At 62.6% G+C, this 19,295-nt stretch carries 18 protein-coding genes; 6 read left to right on the top strand and 12 right to left on the bottom strand.

Going from position 1 to position 19,295, the window contains the following annotated elements:
• Positions 1 to 8 precede the first annotated feature (8 nt).
• Genes lpdA through C4J84_RS15790 form a run of 4 tightly spaced genes read right to left on the bottom strand, consistent with a single transcriptional unit; the run spans position 9 to position 4,948 of the window.
• Positions 9 to 1,388, bottom strand: a complete 1,380-nt coding sequence (lpdA, locus tag C4J84_RS15805) for a dihydrolipoyl dehydrogenase (RefSeq protein ID WP_124371171.1) — start codon at positions 1,386 to 1,388, stop codon at positions 9 to 11.
• Between the two features lie 4 nt (positions 1,389 to 1,392).
• Complete coding sequence (locus tag C4J84_RS15800) at positions 1,393 to 2,652, bottom strand: dihydrolipoamide acetyltransferase family protein (RefSeq protein WP_124435704.1); 1,260 nt, start codon at positions 2,650 to 2,652, stop codon at positions 1,393 to 1,395.
• Positions 2,653 to 3,711 (bottom strand): alpha-ketoacid dehydrogenase subunit beta, encoded by a 1,059-nt coding sequence (locus C4J84_RS15795; protein WP_124363420.1) that lies wholly within the window; start codon positions 3,709 to 3,711, stop codon positions 2,653 to 2,655.
• A gap of 1 nt (position 3,712) precedes the next feature.
• Positions 3,713 to 4,948 (bottom strand): 3-methyl-2-oxobutanoate dehydrogenase (2-methylpropanoyl-transferring) subunit alpha, encoded by a 1,236-nt coding sequence (locus C4J84_RS15790; protein WP_124435703.1) that lies wholly within the window; start codon positions 4,946 to 4,948, stop codon positions 3,713 to 3,715.
• Between the two features lie 194 nt (positions 4,949 to 5,142).
• On the opposite strand from C4J84_RS15790, the gene bkdR reads away from it, so the two are divergent.
• Positions 5,143 to 5,631: a Bkd operon transcriptional regulator BkdR gene (gene bkdR / locus C4J84_RS15785; RefSeq protein WP_122489983.1), complete on the top strand. Its 489-nt coding sequence runs from the start codon at positions 5,143 to 5,145 to the stop codon at positions 5,629 to 5,631.
• A gap of 121 nt (positions 5,632 to 5,752) precedes the next feature.
• On the opposite strand, the gene C4J84_RS15780 is transcribed toward bkdR, so the two are convergent.
• Positions 5,753 to 6,616 carry an MBL fold metallo-hydrolase gene (locus C4J84_RS15780; protein WP_124435702.1) on the bottom strand — a complete coding sequence of 288 codons (864 nt, stop codon included), beginning with the start codon at positions 6,614 to 6,616 and terminating at the stop codon, positions 5,753 to 5,755.
• Between the two features lie 94 nt (positions 6,617 to 6,710).
• Here C4J84_RS15780 and C4J84_RS15775 point away from each other — a divergent pair, with 94 nt between their 5' ends.
• From C4J84_RS15775 to C4J84_RS15755, 5 genes are all read left to right on the top strand, one after another.
• Positions 6,711 to 7,046: a helix-turn-helix transcriptional regulator gene (locus tag C4J84_RS15775; RefSeq protein WP_005789341.1), complete on the top strand. Its 336-nt coding sequence runs from the start codon at positions 6,711 to 6,713 to the stop codon at positions 7,044 to 7,046.
• A 51-nt stretch (positions 7,047 to 7,097) separates the two neighbouring features.
• Positions 7,098 to 8,342, top strand: coding sequence for an FAD/NAD(P)-binding oxidoreductase (locus tag C4J84_RS15770; protein ID WP_124435701.1), 1,245 nt, complete (start codon positions 7,098 to 7,100; stop codon positions 8,340 to 8,342).
• Positions 8,343 to 9,146 carry a sulfite exporter TauE/SafE family protein gene (locus C4J84_RS15765; RefSeq protein ID WP_124435700.1) on the top strand — a complete coding sequence of 268 codons (804 nt, stop codon included), beginning with the start codon at positions 8,343 to 8,345 and terminating at the stop codon, positions 9,144 to 9,146. It abuts the gene before it with no gap.
• 109 nt (positions 9,147 to 9,255) lie between these two features.
• A complete protein-coding gene (locus tag C4J84_RS15760; protein WP_124371165.1) occupies positions 9,256 to 10,902 on the top strand; it encodes an MFS transporter in 1,647 nt (548 codons plus the stop codon).
• Complete coding sequence (locus C4J84_RS15755; protein ID WP_124435699.1) at positions 10,899 to 12,044, top strand: HlyD family secretion protein; 1,146 nt, start codon at positions 10,899 to 10,901, stop codon at positions 12,042 to 12,044. Before C4J84_RS15760 ends, C4J84_RS15755 begins: the two co-directional genes overlap by 4 nt.
• A 72-nt stretch (positions 12,045 to 12,116) precedes the next feature.
• Here C4J84_RS15755 and C4J84_RS15750 read toward each other — a convergent pair whose 3' ends face one another.
• The 7 genes from C4J84_RS15750 to C4J84_RS15720 all read right to left on the bottom strand — a co-directional run bounded on the left by C4J84_RS15750 (position 12,117) and on the right by C4J84_RS15720 (position 19,278).
• On the bottom strand, positions 12,117 to 13,022 hold the full coding sequence (locus C4J84_RS15750; RefSeq protein WP_256681354.1) for an aldose 1-epimerase: 906 nt from the start codon (positions 13,020 to 13,022) through the stop codon (positions 12,117 to 12,119).
• A 147-nt stretch (positions 13,023 to 13,169) separates the two neighbouring features.
• Positions 13,170 to 14,450 (bottom strand): TRAP transporter large permease, encoded by a 1,281-nt coding sequence (locus C4J84_RS15745; protein ID WP_124367520.1) that lies wholly within the window; start codon positions 14,448 to 14,450, stop codon positions 13,170 to 13,172.
• Position 14,451: 1 nt separating this feature from the next.
• On the bottom strand, positions 14,452 to 14,979 hold the full coding sequence (locus tag C4J84_RS15740; RefSeq protein WP_124435698.1) for a TRAP transporter small permease: 528 nt from the start codon (positions 14,977 to 14,979) through the stop codon (positions 14,452 to 14,454).
• 74 nt (positions 14,980 to 15,053) lie between these two features.
• Complete coding sequence (locus C4J84_RS15735) at positions 15,054 to 16,016, bottom strand: TRAP transporter substrate-binding protein (RefSeq protein ID WP_124367518.1); 963 nt, start codon at positions 16,014 to 16,016, stop codon at positions 15,054 to 15,056.
• 51 nt (positions 16,017 to 16,067) lie between these two features.
• Positions 16,068 to 16,943, bottom strand: coding sequence for an SMP-30/gluconolactonase/LRE family protein (locus tag C4J84_RS15730; protein WP_124435697.1), 876 nt, complete (start codon positions 16,941 to 16,943; stop codon positions 16,068 to 16,070).
• 30 nt (positions 16,944 to 16,973) lie between these two features.
• Positions 16,974 to 17,789, bottom strand: a complete 816-nt coding sequence (locus C4J84_RS15725) for an NAD(P)-dependent oxidoreductase (RefSeq protein ID WP_124363408.1) — start codon at positions 17,787 to 17,789, stop codon at positions 16,974 to 16,976.
• Positions 17,790 to 18,015: 226 nt separating this feature from the next.
• Positions 18,016 to 19,278 carry an OprD family porin gene (locus C4J84_RS15720; RefSeq protein ID WP_124435696.1) on the bottom strand — a complete coding sequence of 421 codons (1,263 nt, stop codon included), beginning with the start codon at positions 19,276 to 19,278 and terminating at the stop codon, positions 18,016 to 18,018.
• Positions 19,279 to 19,295 lie beyond the last annotated feature (17 nt).

Here is a 19,295-nt window from a genome sequence, read left to right as displayed (position 1 = left end):
TGTGTTATTTACAGATGCAACGCGTGGCCCAGGGCGCGCAGCGCCGCTTCCTGTACGGCTTCACCCAGCGTCGGATGGGCATGGATGGTGCCGGCCACATCCTCCAGGCGCGAGCCCATTTCCAGGCTCAGGCCAAACGCCGTAGACAGTTCCGATACACCGGCGCCCACCGCCTGCCAGCCGACAATCAGGTGATTGTCACGCCGTGCCACCACCCGCACGAAACCGATGTTCGACTCCAGGGTCATGGCCCGGCCATTGGCGGCGAAGGGGAAGCTCGACACGATGCACTCCACACCGGCTGCCTTGGCTTCGTCAGGCGTCTTGCCGACCACCACCAGTTCCGGGTCGGTAAAGCATACGGCCGGGATCGCCGCCGGGTTGAATTCGCGGGATTTGCCACTGATCAGTTCGGCAACCATTTCGCCCTGGGCCATGGCGCGGTGCGCCAGCATTGGCTCGCCGCTCAGGTCGCCGATGGCCCAGACGTTGCGCATGCTGGTTTGGCAACGGCTGTCGATCTTGATCGCCGCGCCGTTCATCGCCAGGTTCAGCGCTTCGAGGTTCCAGCCCTGGGTGTTGGGTTTGCGACCCACGGCCACCAGCACCTGGTCGGTCTCCAGCGCCAGCGTGTCGCCATTAGGGTCGCGCACCTGCAGGCGGTTGTCGGTAAACCCAGTGACGGCGTGCTGGAGGTACAGCTTGATGCCCAGTCGTTTGAGCGACTCGCCGACCGGTTGGGTCAGCTCGGCGTCATAGGCCGGCAGGATGCGCTCCTGGGCCTCGACCACACTGACCTCGGCCCCGAGCTTGCGGTAGGCAATCCCCAGCTCCAGGCCGATATAACCGCCGCCCACCACGATCAGCCGCTTCGGCACACGGGTCGGTGCCAGGGCTTCGGTGGACGAAATGACCGGCCCGCCCAGCGGCAGCATCGGCAGCTCGACGCTTTTCGAACCGGTGGCCAGCAGCAGGTGTTCGCACTGAATGCGCTGGTCGCCCACGTCGACAGTCTTGCCGTCCACCACCTTGGCCCAACCGTGAACCACCTGCACCTTGTGTTTTTTCAGCAGCGCGGCGACGCCGGTGGTCAGGCGGTCGACGATACCGTCTTTCCATTCTACGCTTTTGCGGATGTCCAGGGTGGGCACATCCATTTCGATGCCCAGGGGCGAGCCCTGGCTGTGGTGAACGCTTTGCTGGAACTGTTCGGCCACGTGGATCAAGGCTTTGGACGGAATGCAGCCGATGTTCAGGCAGGTACCGCCCAGCGCCTGGCCTTCCACCAAAATGGTCGGGATGCCCAGCTGGCCGGCGCGAATCGCGGCCACATAACCGCCCGGGCCGCCGCCGATAATCAGCAGGGTGGTGTGTAATGTCGAAGTCATGCCCTTACTCCAGAAACAGGCTGGCGGGTTGTTCGAGCAGGCTGCGAATGGCCTGGATGAATTGCGCCGCGTCCATGCCATCGACCACGCGGTGATCGAACGAGCTGGAGAGGTTCATCATCTTGCGCACCACGATCTGGCCCTTGATCACCATGGGCCGCTCGACGATGCGGTTGACGCCGACGATGGCGACTTCCGGCAGGTTCAGTACCGGCGTGCTGACAATCCCGCCCAGCGCGCCGAGGCTGGTCAGGGTGATAGTCGAGCCCGACAGCTCGTCGCGGCTGGCCTTGCCACTGCGCGCAGCCGTGGCCAAGCGTGCGATTTCTTCGGCATTGCCCCATAGGCTGCGGGCTTCGGCGTGGCGCACCACCGGCACCATCAGGCCAACGTCGCTCTGGGTGGCGACGCCCACATGCACCGCACCGAGGCGGGTGATGACCTGGGCTTCGTCGTCGTAGCGCGCGTTGATCTGGGGGAAATCGCGCAGTGCCACCACCATGGCGCGCACGATGAACGGCAACAGGGTCAGCTTGCCGCGGGTGGCGCCGTGTTTTTCATTGAGGTGCACGCGCAGCTCGTCCAGCGCCGTGACGTCGATTTCTTCCACATAGCTGAAATGCGCGGCGCGGCGGGTGGCGTCCTGCATGCGCTGGGCGATCTTGCGGCGCATGCCGATCACCGGAATCTGGTGCTCGTCGTTGCGTTCGGCGTAGGGGTTGGCCGCTGTCGCGGTGTTGCTCGTGCCTTGCTGAAGGTAGGCGTCGAGGTCTTCATGCAGAATCCGCCCGGCCGGGCCTGTGCCCTGTACCAGGCGCAACGCAATACCCGCATCCAGCGCACGCTTGCGCACGGCGGGAGAAGCCAGCGGGCGGTCAGCCGCATCGCGGGCCACGGGGGCTTGAGGTTTGGTGGCGACAGGCGCGGGCTTGGCTTCAACCGGTGCCGGTTTGCTCTCCACCACCGGCGCGGCTTTTTCTACCGGTGCGGCCACGGCTGGCGCTTCCTTGGCGTTACCCGCGCCTTCCACTTCAATGCTGATCAAAATACTGCCCACCGCCATGACTTCACCTGGCTCGCCGCCGAGGGAAATCACCTTGCCGTGGACCGGCGAGGGAATATCCACCATCGCCTTGTCGGTCATCACATCCGCCAGCACCTGGTCTTCGACGACCATGTCGCCGACCTTGACATGCCACTGCGACAGTTCAACTTCCGCGATGCCTTCGCCAATGTCCGGCATCTTGATTACGTGCGTGCCCATTCAGACCTCCATGACCCGTTTCAACGCCGCGCCCACTCGGGACGGGCCTGGGAAATACGCCCACTCCTGCGCGTGCGGGTAGGGGGTGTCCCAGCCGGTGACGCGCTCGATCGGCGCTTCCAGGTGGTGGAAGCAATGCTCCTGCACCAGCGCCACCAGCTCGGCGCCAAACCCGCAGGTGCGCGTAGCTTCGTGCACCACGACGCAACGGCCGGTCTTTTTCACCGAGTTGACGATGGTTTCCAGGTCCAGCGGCCACAGGCTGCGCAGGTCGATGACTTCGGCGTCGATGCCGGTTTCTTCGGCGGCGACTTGCGACACGTACACGGTGGTGCCGTAGGTCAGCACGGTCACGGCCGAACCCGGACGCACGATGGCGGCCACGTCCAGCGGCACGGTGTAGTAACCGTCCGGCACTTGCGCTTGCGGGTGTTTCGACCACGGCGTCACCGGGCGGTCGTGATGGCCATCGAACGGGCCGTTATACAGGCGCTTGGGTTCAAGGAAGATCACCGGGTCATCGTTTTCGATGGAGGCGATCAGCAGGCCCTTGGCATCGTAAGGGTTGGACGGCATCACCGTGCGCAGGCCGCAGACCTGGGTGAACACCGCTTCGATACTCTGGCTGTGGGTCTGGCCGCCGTAGATGCCGCCGCCGCACGGCATGCGCATGGTCAAGGGCGCGGTGAACTGGCCGGCCGAGCGATAACGCAGGCGCGCAGCCTCGGAGATGATCTGGTCGGTGGCGGGGTAGACGTAGTCGGCGAACTGGATTTCCGCGACCGGGCGCAGGCCGTAGGCGCCCATGCCCACCGCCACGCCGATAATGCCACTTTCGGAAATCGGCGCGTCGAATACCCGTGAGCTGCCGTACTTGGTCTGCAGGCCTTCGGTGCAACGGAACACGCCGCCGAAGTAACCGACGTCCTGGCCGAACACCACCACGTTGTCGTCACGTTCAAGCATCACATCCATGGCCGAGCGCAGGGCCTGGATCATGGTCATGGTGGTGGTGGTCATGGCGGTTTCCAGTTCGATGCTGTTGTTGTGATCGTTCATGTCAGACCCCCAGCTCTTGACGCTGGCGCTTCAAGTGCTCCGGCATCTCTTTATAAACGTCTTCGAACATGGTCGCGGCGCTTGGAATCTGGCCGCCGGCGAGGGTGCCGTACTGTTCGGCCTGTTTTTGCGCAGCGATCACTTCGGCTTCAAGTTCGGCACTGACTGCCGCGTGTTCCTCTTCGGACCACTGGCCAATCCTGATCAGGTGCTGCTTGAGACGGGCAATCGGGTCGCCCAGTGGGAAGTGGCTCCAGTCATCGGCGGGGCGGTACTTGGACGGGTCATCCGAGGTCGAGTGCGGGCCGGCGCGGTAAGTAACCCACTCGATCAGGCTCGGCCCCAGGTTACGGCGCGCACGCTCGGCGGCCCAGGCAGACGCGGCGTACACCGCGATGAAGTCGTTGCCGTCGACCCGCAGGGAAGCGATGCCGCAACCCACGCCGCGTCCGGCGAAGGTAGTGGCTTCACCACCGGCGATGGCCTGGAAGGTCGAAATGGCCCATTGGTTATTCACCACGTTGAGGATCACCGGGGCGCGGTAGACGTGGGCGAAGGTGAGGGCGGTGTGGAAGTCCGATTCTGCGGTGGCGCCGTCGCCGATCCAGGCCGAGGCGATCTTGGTATCGCCCTTGATCGCCGAGGCCATGCCCCAGCCCACGCCCTGTACGAACTGGGTGGCGAGGTTGCCGGAAATGGTGAAGAAGCCGGCGTCCCTGACCGAGTACATGATCGGCAACTGGCGGCCCTTGAGCGGGTCGCGCTCGTTGGACAGCAGTTGGCAGATCAGGTCGACCAGCGGCACATTGCGGGCCATCAGGATGCTTTGCTGGCGGTAGGTGGGGAAGCACATGTCGTCGATGTTCAAGGCCAGGGCCTGGGCGCTGCCAATGGCTTCTTCGCCTAGGCTCTGCATGTAGAACGACATTTTTTTCTGGCGCTGGGCGACCACCATGCGGTTGTCGAAGATGCGCGTCTTGAGCATCGCGCGCATGCCTTTGCGCATGATGTCGGTGGAAACACCCTCGGCCCACGGGCCCAAGGCCTGGCCCTGGTCGTCGAGCACGCGGATCAGGCCCTTGGCCAGGTCGGCGGTGTCGGCCGGCTCTACGTCGATGGTGGGTTTGCGCACCAGGCCGGCGTCGGTCAGGCGCAGGTAGGTGAAGTCGGTCTTGCAGCCTGGACGGCCCGAGGGTTCAGGGACGTGCAGGCGCAGCGGTTCGTACGGCTGGGTCATGGCTTCTACGCTCGATCTTGTGAATTTCTTGTAGTGGGCGCGCTAGCTGACAGTCAGTCTTCGGGTAGAAGAAATCTTGTCCTACAACAATCATAGGCGTGGCGTAGAAGAATATTTATCTGTGTTTCGTTGCGCTCAAGATCATTTGCGGATAAAAAATCTGCATAAACATAATAAACAGGTGATTTTGTCTCATGCGCAAACTGGACCGTACCGATATCGGCATTCTCAACGCCCTGCAGGAGAACGCGCGCATCACCAACGCCGACCTGGCCCGCTCGGTCAACCTGTCGCCCACGCCGTGCTTCAACCGGGTAAAGGCGATGGAGGAGTTGGGCTTGATTCGCGAGCAGGTGACGCTGCTGGATGCCGACCTGCTGGGACTGCATGTGAATGTGTTCATCCATGTCAGCCTGGAAAAGCAGAATGAACTGGCGTTGCAGCAGTTCGAAGGGGCGATCTCCGACCGGCCGGAAGTGATGGAGTGTTACCTGATGGCGGGCGATCCGGATTATCTGATCCGGGTGCTGGTGCCGACGATCCAGGCCCTGGAGCGCTTCATGATGGACTTTCTGACCAAGGTGCCGGGTGTGGCGAACATCCGTTCCAGCTTTGCCTTGAAGCAAGTGCGCTACAAAACCGCACTGCCACTGCCAGCCAACGGCATCAGCCTAGGTACCTGACTCAACACGGAACAAAATGTGGGAGGGGGCTTGCCCCCGATAGCGGTGTGACAGTCAGCTTATCTGTAGCTGACCCACCGCCATCGGGAGCAAGCCCCCTCCCACATTTGGTCCTGTGTTCCTAAAGTTGGTTGAGGGGAATCTTCAGGTACGTCACGCCGTTTTCTTCCGCCGGCGGCATATTCCCCGCCCGCACGTTCACCTGGATCGCCGGCAACAGCAGCGTCGGCATTCCCAGCCCCGCATCACGGGCGGTGCGCATCGCTACAAATGCCGCTTCATCCACCCCGTCATGCACATGGATATTCCCCGCCCGTTGTTCCGCCACCGTGGTCAGGCACTTGGCCTCACGGCCCTCGGGTGGGTAGTCGTGGCACACGTACAGCTTGGTATCCGAGGGGAAGGCCAGCAACTTGCGCATCGACGCGTACAACTGCCGCGCATCGCCGCCGGGGAAGTCGCAGCGCGCGGTGCCGACGTCGGGCATGAACAGGGTGTCGCCCACCAGGATCAAGCGGCCATCGATCAGGTAGGCCATGTCCGCCGGGGTATGCCCGGGCACATGCAGCGCCTGGGCCTGCAGGCCGCCAATGTGAAAGATCTCATCCGGCGCAAACAAGTGGTCGAACTGCGAGCCATCGACGCGAAACTCCGGTTCCAGGTTGAACAGGTGCTTGAACACGCCCTGCACCTGGCTGATGGACTGGCCGATGGCAATCTTGCCGCCCAGGGTGCGTCGCAGGTAAGGCGCGGCGGACAGGTGGTCGGCATGGGCATGGGTTTCCAGCAGCCATTGCACCTTGAGGCCATGCTCTTGGACAAAGGCAATCACCTGGTCGGCCTGCGTGGTCTCGGTGCGCCCGGAAGCCGGGTCGTAGTTGAGCACCGAGTCGACGATGGCGCAGGCACCGCCGTCCGCTTCATAGACCACGTAGGTATAGGTCGACGATGCCTCGTCCAGAAAGGCTTGAATCAACGCTGGCATGGCGGCTGTCCCCGATGCGGAAAAAAGTAGTTACAATCAGTTTACGTTTACACATAATGTTTTGAGCTTAAGTGAGATAAAGGAGCCGAGGCAAATGGAATCTACGTTGAGTGAGGGCGAAGTCGCCCAGTTGCGTGCATCGGCGTCCAAGGCCTGTTCCTTGCTCAAGGCGCTGGCCAACGAAGACCGCCTGTTGATCCTGTGCCAGTTGACCCAGGGCGAGCGCAACGTCGGCGAGCTGGAAGCGCTGACCGGCGTACGCCAGCCTACGCTGTCACAACAGTTGGGCATCCTGCGGGACGAAGGGTTGGTTGCCACCCGTCGGGAAGGCAAATACATCTTCTACGGATTGGCCAGCCACGAAGTGATTCAAGTGATGAAGACCCTGTCCGGCCTGTACTGCGGCGCGGTCATAAAAAGCTGGGCGTGACGCCATCCGGCAGCGACCCTTGTGTGCACTGACTCAAAAAGGCAGTAGACAATGACCGAACAACACTGGGGACCTACCATCAGTGGCGATATCGTAGTCATCGGCGGCGGCTCCGCAGGCATCGGCCTGCTGGCCAGCCTGCTCAAGCGCGACCCGCACCTGAACATCACCCTGATCGAACCCAACGACTTCCATTGCTATCAACCCGCCTGGACTTTGGTCGGCGGCGGCGCCTATAACCTGCAAAAGACCCGGCGCCCGCTGGCCGACGTACTGCCTAACGGCGTCACCTGGGTCCAGGCCGCGGTCAGCCAGTTGCTGCCTGACGAGCAGAGCCTGGTGCTCGACAACGGCCAGCGCGTCAGCTGGAACCACCTGATCGTCTGCCCCGGCCTGCGCCTGGCCTGGGAGAAGATCGAAGGCCTGCAAGATACCCTCGGCCGCCATGGCGTCACCTCCAACTACAGCTACGAGCATGCCGCCTACACCTGGCAACTGGTGCAGCAACTCAACGGCGGCAAGGCGCTTTTCACCCAGCCGGCCATGCCGATCAAATGCGCCGGTGCGCCGCAGAAGGCCATGTACCTGTCCTGCGATCATTGGCTCAGGCAGGGCGTCCTGAAAAACATCGAGGTGGAATTCAACCTGGCCGGTGCCGCGCTGTTCGGCGTGCCGGCCTTTGTGCCGCCGTTGATGAAATACGTCGAGAAATACAACGCACGCCTGGCGTTCAATGCCAACCTGATCAAGGTCGATGGCCCGGCACGCAAGGCCTGGTTTGAAGTGAAGGACGCCGAGGGCAGCGTCAGTGTCGTCGAAAAAGTCTTCGACCTGCTGCATGTGGTGCCGCCGCAGGTCTCCCCGGACTTTATCCGCCAAAGCCCGCTGGCCGACGCCGGCGGCTGGTGCGAAGTCAACCCCCACAGCCTGCAACACCTGCGCTACCCGCATATCTTCGGCCTCGGCGATGTGTGCGGCACCACCAACGCCAAGACCGCTGCGGCGGTGCGCAAGCAAATCGTGGTGGTTGCCGAGAACCTGCTGGCCCTGCGCAAACAGGCGCCGCTGCCGCTCAAGTACGACGGTTATGGCTCCTGCCCGTTGACGGTGGAGAAGGGCAAGGTGGTGCTGGCCGAGTTCGGTTATGGCGGCAAGCTGCTGCCGACTTTTCCCCTCGACCCGACCCGGGCGCGCCGCTCGATGTGGTTCCTCAAGGCCACGCTGCTGCCGTGGTTCTACTGGAACGGCATGCTCAAGGGCCGCGAGTGGCTGACCCGCCTGAGCAAGGTGGACTGAATGCTGCTGGCGAGTGTGTTGGGTGTATTGATGGGCCTGGTCATGGGCCTGACCGGTGCGGGCGGCGGCATCCTCGGGGTGCCGGCATTGGTGCTGGGGTTGGGACTGACCATGACCCAGGCCGCGCCGGTGTCATTGCTCGCGGTGGGCGCGGCGGCTGCGGTGGGCGCGATCGACGGCCTGCGCCATGGCCTGGTGCGTTACCGCGCGGCCTTATTGATCGCGTTGCTGGGCGCGCTGTTTTCGCCGCTGGGGGTGTTCGTCGCCCATCAACTGTCGGAGCCGGTGCTGATGGGCCTGTTCAGCGCATTGATGGTGCTGGTGGCCTGGCGCATGTTGCGGCGCGAAAAGCTCGAGGCCGGGCCGAGCGACCATGGCGCCGCCTCCTGGGGCCAGAAGAATTGCATGCTCAACCAGCAGACCGGCCGCCTGGCCTGGACCGCCAAATGCACCGCGACCCTGGCGGCGCTGGGGGCGGTGACGGGCGCCGTGTCGGGACTGCTCGGCGTGGGCGGCGGTTTCCTGATCGTGCCGGCGTTCAAGCAACTCACCGATGTGCAGATGCGCGGGATCGTCGCCACCTCGTTGATGGTCGTCAGCCTGCTGTCGTTGATCGGCGTGGTGGGGGCCTTTCACGCCGGGGTGAGCATCGAGCCGGTGGGCTGGGTGTTTATCGGCGCGAGTATCGTCGGCATGTTGGCCGGGCGGCGCTTGTGCTCGGTGATGCCTGCGCGTGCGCTGCAGGTGGGCTTCGCCAGTCTGTGTGTGATTGTGGCCGCAGGCATGCTGCTCAAGGCTTTCTAGGGACCCTCAGTTATGCGCTCAAAAGTGACAAAATGAACCCCGCTCAGGTTTACTGTTCTCTGAGTCATGGTTTCACCGGCCTTGCGCGTCGGTTCATCAAGGTCACCGAATGGATAAATACACCCCACACGCCTGGCAACCCCACGAGCGGCCGAGCCTGCCCGGCTCGCCGTCGACGCCGTTGCACCCCACCCATAAGCGCTGGCTGTTTGCGCTGGTCGGCGTACTGGTGGCAATCACCGGCGGGTTGGGCAACGCGCTGGTCATCGCCAACCTGCAATACCTGCAAGGCGCCCTGGGCGCGACCACGGCGGAAATGGCCTGGTTGCCCGCCGCCTATGTGATGACCAACGTGTGCATGAACCTGCTGCTGGTGAAGTTTCGCCAGCAGTTCGGCCTGCGCGCGTTTACCGAAGTGTTCCTGGTGCTGTATGCGCTGGTGACCTTCGGCCATTTATTCGTCAACGACCTCAATTCGGCCATCGCCGTGCGCGCGGCCCATGGCATGGTGGGGGCCGCGCTGAGTTCGTTGGGCTTGTACTACATGATCCAGGCGTTCCCGGCCAAATGGCGCTTGAAAGCCCTGGTGCTGGGGCTGGGCACGGCGCAGCTGGCGTTGCCCCTGGCGCGGCTGTTCTCCGAGGACTTGCTGCAGATCGCCGAATGGCGTGGCTTGTACCTGTTCGAGCTGGGCCTGGCGTTGATCTGCCTGGGCTGTGTGTTCCTGCTCAAGCTGCCGCCCGGCGACCGCTTCAAGACCTTTGAAAAACTCGATTTCCTCACCTTCGCGATCCTGGCCACCGGCGTCGCCTTGCTCTGCGCGGTACTGTCCCTGGGCCGTATCGACTGGTGGCTGGAAGCACCGTGGATCGGCATCGCCTCGGCGTGTTCCCTGGTGTTGATCATGGCCGGGCTGGCTATTGAGCATAACCGCGCCAACCCGCTGCTGATGACCCGCTGGCTGGGCAGCGGCACCATGATTCGCCTGGCATTGGCGGTGATCCTGATTCGCATGGTGCTGTCCGAACAATCCACCGGCGCGGTAGGTTTCATGCAGATGCTGAACATGAGTTACCAGCAGATGCATACGCTGTACGTGGTGATGCTGGCCGGGGCGATTGCCGGGCTGGTGGTCAGCGCCTTGACGATCAACCCGGCGCACTTGCTGATGCCGCTGGTGATTTCCCTGGCGCTGATGGCGACCGGGTCGGTGATGGACAGTTTTTCCAGCAACCTCACTCGGCCGCAGAACCTGTATATCAGCCAGTTCCTGCTAGGCTTTGGCGGTACCTTCTTTCTCGGGCCGACCATGGTGCTGGGCACCAAGAACGTGTTGACCAACCCGCGCAACCTGGTGAGTTTCTCGGTGATGTTCGGGATTTGCCAGAACCTCGGCGGCCTGATCGGCGCGGCGTTGCTTGGCACCTTCCAGATCGTGCGCGAGAAGTATCACTCAAGCCTGATTACCGAGCACCTGACCCTGCTTGACCCGCGTGTCGCGGCGCGGGTGCAGAGTGGTGGCTCGGCCTATGGCGGTATCGTCGCCGACCCGGAGTTGCGCAACCTCATGGGCATCCGCAGCCTGGCCACGGCGGCCACCCGTGAAGCGAACGTGATGGCTTACAACGATGTGTTCATGCTGATCGCGATCATCGCGATCCTGACCATGATCTGGATCTTTATCCGCAGCCTGTGGCTGATGAGCACCACCAAAGCGGCAACCCCTCCCGTTCAACCTGTCGGCGCCTCTTCATGACCGAACCCACGACCACCACTACCAATGCGATCGCCTCCACCCCCGAGGGCACCACGCCGCCGGGCGCTGCGGTGACCGAACCGCGCTCGTTGCGGGTGCGCATCCTTTCGTCCCTGGGCTTTGCCGCGATTGCCATCGTCGGCGTGCTGATCGTGCTGTATGCCTGGCAACTGCCGCCGTTCAGCAGCGCCGTGGAAACCACTGAGAATGCCTTGGTGCGCGGGCAGGTGACGATTATCGGCCCGCAGCTCAGCGGCTATGTATTCGAAGTGTCGGTGCAGGACTTTCAGTATGTGAAAGCGGGCGACCTGCTGGTGCGCCTCGATGACCGTATCTACAAGCAACGCCTGGACCAGGCCCTGGCGCAACTGGCGGTGCAGAAAGCGTCGTTGGCCAATGTGGCGCAGCAACGCAACAGCGCCGAAGCGACCATCAAATTGCGCCAGGCCGCGCTGGTCGACAGCCAGGCCCAGGCGCGCAAAAGCACCGCAGACTTGCGCCGCAACGAGGAGTTGATCAGCGACGGCTCGGTGTCCAGGCGCGAACTGGACGTGACCCGCGCCGCCAATGCCCAGACTATCGCTGCCGTGGCCCAGGCCCAGGCCAGCCTGGAAATCGCCCGGCAGGACCTGCAGACGGTGATCGTCAATCGCGGCTCCCTGGAAGCGGCAGTGGCCAGCGCGGAGGCGGCGGTGGAATTGGCGCGGATCGACCTGTCCAACACCCGCGTCACCGCGCCACGGGACGGCCAACTGGGGCAGATTGGCGTGCGCCTGGGGGCCTACGTCAACTCCGGCGCGCAATTGATGGCGCTGGTGCCCAAGCAGTTGTGGGTGATCGCCAATATGAAAGAAACCCAGATGGACAATGTGCAGGTCGGCCAGCCGGTGACCTTCACCGTGGACGCGCTGAACCACCGCAAGTTTCACGGCACGGTGCAGCATATTTCCCCGGCGACCGGGTCGGAGTTCAGCCTGTTGCAGGCGGACAACGCCACCGGCAACTTCGTGAAAATCGCCCAGCGCGTGCCGGTGCGGATCACGGTAGACCCCGACCAGGCCGAGAGCGAGCGGTTGCGGCCGGGGTTGTCGGTGGTGGTGAGTATCGACACGGCAGGAAGGCTTAAAAACTCACCACCCTGACACTGACACAGTGCAGGACAAACTGTGGGAGGGGGCTTGCTCCCGATTGCAGTGTGTCAGTCACCCCATTGATTACTGACCCACAGCTATCGGGAGCAAGCCCCCTCCCACATTTGGAGTGTATTTCAGGTTGAAATTGAGTTGGATTGACTGGCCTTGCTCCAGCAGTTTCAGGCCCGGCCTACCCGGCAAGTGATGGGCATTGACCGGATGGCTTACCGGCTCGATGCAGAAAAACCCCAGCCCCGGCGGGCAGTACAACAGGAAGTAATCGGCGCCGCTGGCCTGGCATTCGAGGGTATATCCAAGCTCCGGTTGTTCGATCAAGCAGTACCCATCCCACTCGCAGAATCCATTGTCCACCAGGCCTTCCGGCAGGGTTTGGGGTTGCCTGAAATCCCACTCCTGCGGCACCGGCGCCAACCCCGTCGGCAGCTTGGCCGCGTCACTCATCCACACCTGCGCCGCCTTGGCCTGCAACCGCGTACCCGGCCGACGCGGGAAGTACGGGTGCAAGCCTACGCCATGCCATGCGGCTGTTTCGGCCAGATGCGTGACGCGCAACTCGATCCTCAGCACCCCACCGCTCAAGCGGATGCGCTGCTCGGCGCGATAGGCGAACGGTGTGTCACAGAGCACTTGCAGCAGTACCTCATCCGCCGACTGGCTGACCACCTGCCACGCTTGCTGCCAGGCCGAGCCGTGAATCGGCAGCGGATCGGTGAGGCTGTTGGGCTTGAGCGCGAGCCAGCCGTCAGGGTTGGCGAAACCGCCGTGGGCAATGCGGTTGGACCAGGGCACCAACGGATAGCAGCCCAGCTTGCCCGGCAAACCGGTATTGATTGCCTGCTCATCACTGTGCCGCAACAGCGGTTGGCCGGTGGAGCGCACCGTCCAGTTGACGAGGCTGCCGCCGAGGGCGGGGGCGAGTACCAGATGGGTGAATTGATCCGTAAGCTCAACGAAGTTCAAAGACACGATCGACCTGCCGTATGGAAATAGTAAAAACAGCGCTGCCCGAAAGGTGGGAGGGGGCTTGCTCCCGATAGCGGTGTTTCAGTCAAAGATGCTCAGACTGACCCACTGCTATCGGGAGCAAGCCCCCTCCCACATTTAATCACTGGGTTACAGCACCACGCTCGGCAGCCACAACGACAATGCCGGAATGTAGGTCACCGCTATCAACACCAGGAACAGCACCGCATAAAACGGCAGCAGCGCCTTCACGGTCTTCTCAATGCTGACCTTGCCCACCGCCGCGCCTACGAACAGCACCGCGCCCACCGGCGGGGTGATCAGGCCGATCCCCAGGTTCACCAGCATGATCATGCCGAAGTGCACCGGGTCGACGCCGATGCCGAGGATCACCGGCAACAGGATCGGTGTGAGGATCAGGATCAGCGGCGCCATGTCCATCACCGTCCCGAGCAACAGCAGCATCACGTTGATGCACATCAGGATCACGTAGCGGTTGTCCGACAGGGTCAGGAACAGCGTGGTGATCTTCGCCGGGATCTGCATCAGGGTCATGATGTAGCCGAAGCTGGCGGCGAAGGCGATCAGGATCATCACGATGGAAATGGTGCGCACCGTGCGGTGCATCAGCTTGGGCAGCTCACTCCATTTGTAGTCGCGGTAGATGAACATGGTCACGAAGAACGCCCACAGCACTGCAATCGCGGCAGACTCGGTGGCGGTGAAGATACCCGACAGGATACCGCCGAGGATGATCACCATGGCCATCAGGCCCCAGAGCGCGTCAGCGGCGATCTTCAGCGCCTGCTTCAAGGGGATGACTTCGCCTTTGGGGTAATCGCGCTTTCTCGCGAAGATCAGGCACAGCACCATCAGGCACGCGCTCATCAACAGGCCTGGCACCACGCCGGCCATGAACAGCGAGGCGATCGATACGGTGCCGCCTGCCGCCAGGGAGTAGAGCACCGAGTTATGGCTGGGCGGCGTCAGCAACGCCTGCACCGAGCCGCTGACCGTCACCGCAGTGGCAAATTCGCGCGGATAGCCGCGCCGTTCCATCTCCGGAATCAGCACCGAACCGACCGACGCGGTGTCGGCCACCGAGGAGCCGGAGATCGCGCCGAAAAACGTCGAGGCCATGATGTTGACCAGCGACAGCCCGCCGCGCACGAAGCCCACCAGCACCCCGGCAAACGCCACCAGCCGCCGCGACATGCCGCCCTCGGCCATGATCGCGCCGGCCAGTACGAAGAACGGAATCGCCATCAGCGAAAACTTGTTGACCCCGCCCGCCACCTGAATCATCAGGGCCTGGAACGGAATGTCGATCCACCATGCGCCGATCAGCGCCGACAAGCCCAGGGCATAGGCCACCGGCATGCCGATCAGAATCAAGGCGATAAAGCTGCCCAACAGAATAAACGCGTCCATATCAGGCGGCCCCTTCGCTTTCTTCAACCAGGTCGAAGCGCACCACGCGCCGGTTGCTCTGGTCGCCCAGCAGCAGTTTTTCCACCACGAATATCAAGGTCAGCAAGCCGCCAATCGGAATCGGCATGTAGGTGATGCCGACCCGCAGCGTCGGGATGGCGCTCATGAATTGGTTCCAGGTGGACAGGCACAGCTTGGTGCCCCAGATCGTCATGAACAGGCAGATGGTGCCCATGAGCAGTTGCGAAACAATGCCGACGACGCGGCGTTGGGCGGGCGGCAGGCGGTCGGTGACCATGGCCACCGACATATGCGCACCGGCGCGGTAGCTGGCGGCCGCGCCGATAAAGGTAAAGACCAGCATCAGAAGGATGGCGGTGGGCTCCGGCCAGCTTGAGCCGGTGCCGAGGATATAGCGGGCGAAAATGCCCCACGGAATGATCAGTGCGACCCCGAGCACCGAGAGGCCGGCGACCCAGATGCAGGTCATGTAGATGCGGTCGTTGATGCGCAGCAGTAGATTCTTCATGGCGTTCACCGTAACCGGGCGCGGCCCCCTGCATGAGCAGCGGGCCGCGCCGGGCCTTGTCAGGAAGGAGGGCGTTATTGAACGGCGTCGATACGCTTGATGATGTCGGCGTAAGGCGCGCCGTACTTGGCGCGAACCTGTGCGGTGGCGTCATAGAAGGGTTTCTTGTCGACGGTGATGAACTCGACCCCGGCCTTCTTGAGTTTTTCCTCACTGCTGGCGGACTTGGCATCCCACAGCACGCGCTCGTCAGCCTGGGCGGCCTTGGCGGCTTTCTTGACCATGTCCTGCTGCGCGGGGCTGAGCTTGTTCCAGGTGATCTTCGACATCACGATGGGCTCGGGCAAAATCAAATGCTCGGTGAGGGTGTAGTACTTGGCGTTCTGGAAATGGTTGTGCTCGAGCAGCGTCGGCGGGTTGTTTTCCGCGCCGTCGATCACACCGGTCTGCAATGCGCTGAAGATCTCGCCGGTGTCCATGGCAATGCCGTTGGCGCCCATCGCATTGAAGGCGTCGATGAACAGCGGGTTGCCCTGGACGCGAATTTTCATGCCCTTGAGGTCTTCGATCTTGCGCACCGGTTTTTTGGTGTAGAGATTGCGCGTGCCGCCGTCCATCCAGGCCAGGGCGACCAGGCCGAACTCGGAATCGGTGATCTTGGCCAGGATCTCGTCACCAATCTCGCCGTCGATGACCTTGCGCATGTGCGCCTGGTCGCGGAACACGAAGGGCAGGTTGAATACGTTGACGTCCGGCACCACCGGGCCGACGATGCCGAGGCTGACGCGGGTCATCTGCACGGCGCCGACCTGGGCCTGTTCGACCACTTCCTTTTCCGAACCCAGCACGCCGCCTGGAAAGTACTTAAAGGTCAGTTCGCCGTTACTCTCCTTGGTCAGGGCCTCGCCCATGTTTTTTTCGGCGACAACGGTGGGGTAGCCGGCGGGGTGTATGTCGGCGAACTTGATTTCCAGCGCGTGGGCGGCGCTGCTGAGGGCCACGAGTGTGGCGGCGAGCAAGGTGCGTTTGAAGTCCATGGGCGGTCATTCCTGTCTTGTTATTGTTGTATTCAAGGCACAGCGATGCAGCTAGAGGATGAAGCTGGGTTCGGGCAGTCCCTGCACGCCAGGGTTGAGGGCAAACACGCCGCCGGACAGCGATTGTTCACTCGCGTCGTCACGGATCGAGGTGACGTACAAGGTGTCCAGGCGACTGCCGCCAAAGGCGCACATGGTGGGTTTTTTTACCGGTACGGGCAGCGACTGGTCGAGGCGACCGTCCGGGGTGAAGCGGTGGACCAACCCGGCGTCGTTGGCGCAGATCCAGTAGCAGCCGTCGGCGTCTACCGCTGCGCCATCGGGCCGCCCGAGGTGGTGATGCATGTCGACGAACACGCGGCGGTTGGACGGCGTGCCGGTCTCGATGTCGTAGTCGAAGGCCCAGATCTGCTGCACCAACGGGTGAGAATCGGAGGCATACATCGTGCGGCCATCGGGGCTGAACGCCAGGCCGTTGAGGGTGATGAAACCGTCCAGCTGTGCGTGGGGCGCCGCACCTGACGCGTAGCGATAGAGAATGCCCTCGGCGGCGTTCAAGCCCATGTCCAGCACCATGCTGCCGGCCCAGAAGCGGCCCTGGCGATCACAGCGGCCGTCGTTCAGGCGCATATCCGCGCGCGGGTGCTCGACGCCGGCCAGCGGCGTGGTCTTGAGGCTGCCATCGTTGTGCGGGGTCAGTTGGAAAAAACCGCTCTGCATGCCGGCGACCCAGTTGCCTTTATCGGTGCGAGCAATACAGGCGAGCACCTGCGGGGCCTGCCAGGCTGCCACCTGGCCTGTGGTCGCGTCCCAGCGCTGCAGGCGACCGTTGGGAATATCCACCCAGTACAGGGCGTTTTCTTCGGGCACCCACACCGGGCATTCGCCCACGGCGTTGCGGGCGTCGACAATCAATTCTGCACTCATGGCCACTCATTCCCTTGGGTTGCTGTGAACTCAGTCACCGAATGGCCCAGCAGCGCAGAACGCGCCGCCCTGATAGAGCTTGGCCGGGTCGTTGTCAGCCACCGGCGGCTGGGCCTCGACCTGGGCGCGGAACACTTCGGAGCTGTCCTTGGGCGCAAAACCCAGGTGCGCGGCGTAGCGGTTGTCCCACCAGGTGTCCTGGTTATTCGACATGCCATAGACCACGGTATGGCCGACGTTCGGCGTGTACAGCGCGCGTTCGAGCAGTTGGGTCAGGTCGTCGAAGCTCAACCAGGTGTGCATCATCCGGCGGTTCTGCGGTTCCGGGAACGAGGAGCCGATACGGATGCTCACGGTCTCTATGCCGTAGCGGTCGAAGTAGAAACTCGCCATGTCTTCGCCATAGGACTTGGACAGGCCGTAGTAGCTGTCCGGGCGGCGCGGTGAGTGGGCGTCGAGCTTTTCGTCCTGTGGGTAGAAGCCGATCACATGGTTGGAGCTGGCGAAGATCACGCGCTTCACACCATGACGGCGCGCGGCTTCGTAGATGTGGAAAACGCCGCTGATATTGGCGCCGAGCACTTCTTCGAAAGGGCGCTCCACCGACACGCCGCCAAAGTGCAGGATCGCATCGACGCCTTCCACCAGATGGTGCACGGCTTGTTTGTCGGAAAGATCGCAGGTTTGTACTTCTTCATGGGCGGCGGCGGGGGCCATATCAGCGATGTCTGACAGGCGCAGCACCTGGGCGTAGGGACGCATGCGCTCGCGCAGCACTTTACCCAGGCCGCCGGCGGCACCGGTGAGCAGGATGCGGTTGAAGGGAACGGGGGTAGTGGTGGTCATGGGTAGTCCAATTTTTTGTTGTAGGTTGTCGTATGACTAGGCCGAAGTATTGTTAGGGATCCCCAGGTTGTCAACGTTCTTGCAGGCGAGTGAGATTCAAATGTGGGAGGGGGCTTGCTCCCGATAGCGATGGCCCAGTCAGAAATGTATTCACAGACACTCCCTCATCGGGGGCAAGCCCCCTCCCACATTGGTTTTGCAGTGGTTTTCAGACCTTCGCCACCCTTTAGAGCAGTGAGATTGGATAACTCACAAATATCCGGTTCTCGTCGAATTCGTTGTTGCTGAAATCCCGACGCATGGTCGAGTTACGCCACCTGACGTTCAGGTCCTTCAGCGCACCGCTCTGCACGGTGTAGGCCAGTTCCGATTCGCGGCCCCATTCCTTGCCGTCGGTGATTGCCCCGGTGTGCACGTTACTGCCGCTGATGTAGCGGTTCATCATGGTCAAGCCAGGAATGCCAAGCACCACGAAGTTGAAGTCATGGCGCAGCTGCCAGGATTTTTCCTTGGCGTTGTCATAGCTGGAGTTATAGCTGTCGTTGGCCAGCGTGCCGCCGCTGGTGCCGTTGACGCGCATCCACACACTGTCGCCGGTGAGTTTCTGCAGGCCCACGTAGAAGGTGTTGCCGTTGTACTTGGCCGACAGCAGGGCGAACACGGTCTTGTTGTCGAGGTCGCCGGCCAGGGCGCTGCCGTCTTCCTTGCCATTGAAGAAGCCGAGGTTGGCGCCCAGGGTCCAGTCGCCCACCGGCTGGCTGTGGGTGAGGTTGAGGTACTGTTGCTGGTAGATATCGGTGAGTTCGGCGTACCACAGGCCGACCTGGGTGCGCTTGTCATTGAACGTGTATTCGCCGCCGCCGAAGTTGAACCGGTCGGAGGTGAACGCGGCTTTGCCGTTCATGAACATGTCTTCCATGCTCGCGTCGTTGCGCGGGCTGTTGCCGCGAAACTGGCCGCCGTAGAGCGTCAGGCCGGCGATCTCGTTGGACGTCACCTGGCCGCCGCGGAAGGTCTGGGGCAGGGAGCGGCCGTCATCGGAGCGCAGGATCGGCAGCACCGGCATCCATTCGCCGACCTTCAACTCTGTCTTCGATAACTTGGTTTTCAACGCCACGCCCAGGCGTCCGAAATTATCGGCGGGGCGCCCATCGTCATGCACCGGCAGCAATTGGGTGCCAGCGGTGCCTTTGCCGCCGTCGAGCTTTTGCGAGTACAGGCCCAGTACGTCGATGCCGAAACCCACGGTGCCACGGGTGTAGCCAGACTTGGCATCCAGAATGAAACTCTGCGTCCACTCTTCGGCCTTGCCTTGGGCATTGGCGGAGTTGGTGAAGTTGCGGTTGAAGTAGGCGTTGCGCAGGTTGAGCGTGGCCTTGGCATCGTCGACAAACCCATCGGCGTGGGCCGTGAGGGGTAAGGTACATGCGATGCTGCTAAGGCTGATCAAACCGAGACGCGAGGACAAATGACGGGCGAATTGACTCACAGTGAGGCTCCCTTTTC

Origin of the sequence: Pseudomonas sp. R11-23-07 (assembly GCF_003852295.1) — a bacterium.
GTDB lineage: Bacteria > Pseudomonadota > Gammaproteobacteria > Pseudomonadales > Pseudomonadaceae > Aquipseudomonas.
Note: the sequence above shows the minus strand (reverse complement) of the source record. Positions and strands in the feature narration are given on the sequence as shown.

Excerpts from the sequence above, each read along its gene's own strand:
- lpdA (WP_124371171.1), bottom strand. The coding sequence starts at position 1,388 with ATGACTTCGACATTACACACCACCCTGCTGATTATCGGCGGCGGCCCG.
- C4J84_RS15800 (WP_124435704.1), bottom strand. The coding sequence starts at position 2,652 with ATGGGCACGCACGTAATCAAGATGCCGGACATTGGCGAAGGCATCGCG.
- C4J84_RS15795 (WP_124363420.1), bottom strand. The coding sequence starts at position 3,711 with ATGAACGATCACAACAACAGCATCGAACTGGAAACCGCCATGACCACC.
- C4J84_RS15790 (WP_124435703.1), bottom strand. The coding sequence starts at position 4,948 with ATGACCCAGCCGTACGAACCGCTGCGCCTGCACGTCCCTGAACCCTCG.
- bkdR (WP_122489983.1), top strand. The coding sequence starts at position 5,143 with ATGCGCAAACTGGACCGTACCGATATCGGCATTCTCAACGCCCTGCAG.
- C4J84_RS15780 (WP_124435702.1), bottom strand. The coding sequence starts at position 6,616 with ATGCCAGCGTTGATTCAAGCCTTTCTGGACGAGGCATCGTCGACCTAT.
- C4J84_RS15775 (WP_005789341.1), top strand. The coding sequence starts at position 6,711 with ATGGAATCTACGTTGAGTGAGGGCGAAGTCGCCCAGTTGCGTGCATCG.
- C4J84_RS15770 (WP_124435701.1), top strand. The coding sequence starts at position 7,098 with ATGACCGAACAACACTGGGGACCTACCATCAGTGGCGATATCGTAGTC.
- C4J84_RS15765 (WP_124435700.1), top strand. The coding sequence starts at position 8,343 with ATGCTGCTGGCGAGTGTGTTGGGTGTATTGATGGGCCTGGTCATGGGC.
- C4J84_RS15760 (WP_124371165.1), top strand. The coding sequence starts at position 9,256 with ATGGATAAATACACCCCACACGCCTGGCAACCCCACGAGCGGCCGAGC.
- C4J84_RS15755 (WP_124435699.1), top strand. The coding sequence starts at position 10,899 with ATGACCGAACCCACGACCACCACTACCAATGCGATCGCCTCCACCCCC.
- C4J84_RS15745 (WP_124367520.1), bottom strand. The coding sequence starts at position 14,450 with ATGGACGCGTTTATTCTGTTGGGCAGCTTTATCGCCTTGATTCTGATC.
- C4J84_RS15740 (WP_124435698.1), bottom strand. The coding sequence starts at position 14,979 with ATGAAGAATCTACTGCTGCGCATCAACGACCGCATCTACATGACCTGC.
- C4J84_RS15735 (WP_124367518.1), bottom strand. The coding sequence starts at position 16,016 with ATGGACTTCAAACGCACCTTGCTCGCCGCCACACTCGTGGCCCTCAGC.
- C4J84_RS15730 (WP_124435697.1), bottom strand. The coding sequence starts at position 16,943 with ATGAGTGCAGAATTGATTGTCGACGCCCGCAACGCCGTGGGCGAATGC.
- C4J84_RS15725 (WP_124363408.1), bottom strand. The coding sequence starts at position 17,789 with ATGACCACCACTACCCCCGTTCCCTTCAACCGCATCCTGCTCACCGGT.